The sequence below is a fragment of the Roseofilum capinflatum BLCC-M114 genome (genome assembly GCF_030068505.1).
Taxonomy (GTDB): domain Bacteria; phylum Cyanobacteriota; class Cyanobacteriia; order Cyanobacteriales; family Desertifilaceae; genus Roseofilum; species Roseofilum capinflatum.
This window is the reverse complement of sequence record NZ_JAQOSO010000035.1, coordinates 1-3,378: the sequence shown is the minus strand read 5'-3', so window position 1 is coordinate 3,378 and position 3,378 is coordinate 1. Positions and strand designations below refer to the sequence as shown.

2 rRNA genes are annotated in these 3,378 nt (G+C 53.1%); both read right to left on the bottom strand.

The features are described 5' to 3' along the window. Positions 1-24: 24 nt before the first annotated feature. Positions 25-139, bottom strand: a 5S ribosomal RNA gene (rrf, locus tag PMG25_RS07450). A gap of 99 nt (positions 140-238) precedes the next feature. Continuing rightward, positions 239-3,130: ribosomal RNA gene (locus tag PMG25_RS07445) — 23S ribosomal RNA — on the bottom strand. Positions 3,131-3,378: the final 248 nt, after the last annotated feature.

Below are 3,378 nucleotides of genomic sequence, written 5' to 3'. Positions count from 1 at the left end.
GATGCTGGGGTTTTGGTATTAGGAGCCTGACGATGACCTACTCTCACATGGGCAACGCCACACTACCATCGGCGCTGGTCTGTTTCACTTCTGAGTTCGGGATGGGATCAGGTGGTTCCAGACCGCTATGGTCGTCAGGCAAAACGGTTGATCACTGGGGGACGGGATAGAACTGAGTGATGTTGATTTCGTTTGAGCGGTTAGGCTCTGCGTTATCCGCAATTGTCTTGGGTGTTATATAGTCAAGCCGCACGAGCAATTAGTATCGGTTAGCTCAACGCCTCGCAGCGCTTACACACCCGACCTATCAACGTCCTGGTCTTGAACGGCTCTTCAGGGACCTCGAGGGTCCAGGGAGATCTCATCTTGGAAGGGGCTTCCCGCTTAGATGCTTTCAGCGGTTATCCTGTCCGAACATAGCTACCGGGCAATGCGACTGGCGTCACAACCCGAACACCAGAGGTTCGTCCACTCCGGTCCTCTCGTACTAGGAGCAGCTTTCCTCAAATCTCCAACGTCCACGGCAGATAGGGACCGAACTGTCTCACGACGTTCTAAACCCAGCTCGCGTACCACTTTAAATGGCGAACAGCCATACCCTTGGGACCGGCTTCAGCCCCAGGATGTGATGAGCCGACATCGAGGTGCCAAACACCGCCGTCGATGTGAACTCTTGGGCGGTATCAGCCTGTTATCCCCGGAGTACCTTTTATCCGTTGAGCGATGGCCCTTCCATACAGAACCACCGGATCACTATGACCTACTTTCGTACCTGCTCGACGTGTCTGTCTCGCAGTTAAGCGGGCTTGTGCCATTACACTAACCGCATGATGTCCGACCATGCTTAGCCCACCTTTGTGCTCCTCCGTTACGCTTTGGGAGGAGACCGCCCCAGTCAAACTACCCACCACACAGTGTCCTCATCCCCGATAAGGGGACCAAGTTAGAACCTCAAACATGTCAGGCTGGTATTTCAAGGTTGGCTCCATGAGAACTGGCGTTCCCACTTCAAAGCCTCCCAGCTATCCTACACAAACATGCTCAAAGTTCACTGTGAAGCTATAGTAAAGGTTCACGGGGTCTTTCCGTCTAGCCGCGGATACACCGCATCTTCACGGCGATTTCAATTTCACTGAGTCTCGGGTAGAGACAGCGCCCCCATCGTTACGCCATTCGTGCAGGTCGGAACTTACCCGACAAGGAATTTCGCTACCTTAGGACCGTTATAGTTACGGCCGCCGTTTACCGGGGCTTCGATCAAGAGCTTCGCGCAAGCGCTAACCCCATCAATTAACCTTCCGGCACCGGGCAGGCGTCACACCGTATACGTCCACTTTCGTGTTTGCACAGTGCTGTGTTTTTAATAAACAGTCGCAGGGGCCTGGTATCTTCGACTGGTCTCAGCTCCACCCGCAGGGGCTTCACTTACTGCCAGCGTGCCTTCTCCCGAAGTTACGGCACCATTTTGCCTAGTTCCTTTACCCGAGTTCTCTCAAGCGCCTTGGTATTCTCTACCTGACCACCTGTGTCGGTTTGGGGTACGGTCTCGAATAGCCTGAAGCTTAGAAGATTTTCCTGGAAGCATGGCATCAATGACTTCCCGCTCTATGAGCAGTCGTCGTCACGTCTCGGGATTGTGGACCCGGATTTGCCTAAGTCCACTCCCTACTCGCTTAAACCGGGACAACCGTCGCCCGGCTCACCTAGCCTTCTCCGTCTCTCCATCGCAGCTATCCAAGGTACGGGAATATTAACCCGTTTCCCATCGACTACACCTTTCGGTCTCGCCTTAGGGGCCGACTCACCCTGCGCCGATTAGCGTTGCGCAGGAACCCTTGGTCTTCCGGCGTGCGGGTTTTTCACCCGCATTGTCGTTACTCATGTCAGCATTCGCACTTCTGATACCTCCAGCATGCTTCTCAACACACCTTCGCAGGCTTACAGAACGCTCCCCTACCCCGCATACAAAGTATGCAGCCGCAGCTTCGGTGACCAGTTTGAGCCCCGTTACATCTTCCGCGCAGGCCGACTCGACTAGTGAGCTATTACGCTTTCTTTAAAGGATGGCTGCTTCTAAGCCAACCTCCTAGCTGTCTGAGCCTTCCCACATCGTTTCCCACTTAACTGGTACTTGGGGACCTTAGCTGGCGGTCTGGGTTGTTTCCCTCTTCACGACGGACGTTAGCACCCGCCGTGTGTCTCCCGGATAGTACTCACAGGTATTCGGAGTTTGCATCGGGTTGGTAAGTCGGGATGACCCCCTAGCCGAAACAGTGCTCTACCCCCTGTGGTATTCGTCCGAGGCGCTACCTAAATAGCTTTCGGGGAGAACCAGCTATCTCCGGGCTTGATTAGCCTTTCACTCCGATCCACAAGTCATCCCCTGGCTTTTCAACGACAGTGGGTTCGGTCCTCCAGTGCCTGTTACGGCACCTTCAACCTGCTCATGGATAGATCGCCCGGTTTCGGGTCTATGCCCAGCGACTAAATCGCCCTATTCAGACTCGGTTTCCCTACGGCTCCCCTAAACGGTTAACCTCGCCACTGAACATAAGTCGCTGACCCATTATACAAAAGGTACGCCGTCACGGAACAAGTCTGCTCCGACTGCTTGTACGCATACGGTTTCAGGGTCTATTTCACTCCCCTCACAGGGGTTCTTTTCGCCTTTCCCTCACGGTACTGGTTCACTATCGGTCAGTCAGGAGTATTTAGCCTTGGAGGATGGTCCCCCCATGTTCAGACAGGATATCACGTGTCCCGTCCTACTCGATTTCACCAGACTCAGGTTTCGGATACGGGGCTATCACCCACTATGGCGGCACTTTCCAGAGCCTTCTCCTACCAGTTGTCTAGCTTAAGGGCTAGTCCCCGTTCGCTCGCCGCTACTTAGGGAATCTCGGTTGATTTCTTTTCCTCGGGGTACTTAGATGTTTCAGTTCCCCCGGTTCGCCCCTTACACCTATGGATTCAGTGTAAGGTACCGACCCGAAAGTCGGTGGGTTTCCCCATTCAGAAATGCCCGGATCACAGCTTGTTTGCCAGCTCCCCGAGCCTTATCGCAGGCTTCCACGTCTTTCATCGCCTCTGACTGCCAAGGCATCCACCGTATGCGCTTAGTTGCTTGACTATATAACCCCAAGACAACTGTGTTCCATTCATCGATAACCTGGTAAACCAGGGCATCGATAAGTGGAGACAGTTCCTTGAAGCGATATAACAACCACTTCAACGACAACACCGGATAACGCTTGAAATCGCTATCACTTTTGAACTTTTCTCTCGGAGATAATGAGAGAAAAAATTCTGTGTTCTATCTCGTCCAATTTGTTAAAGAGCAAATCTGACCCAGTGATCAGAAAGAAGGGCTTCGAACTT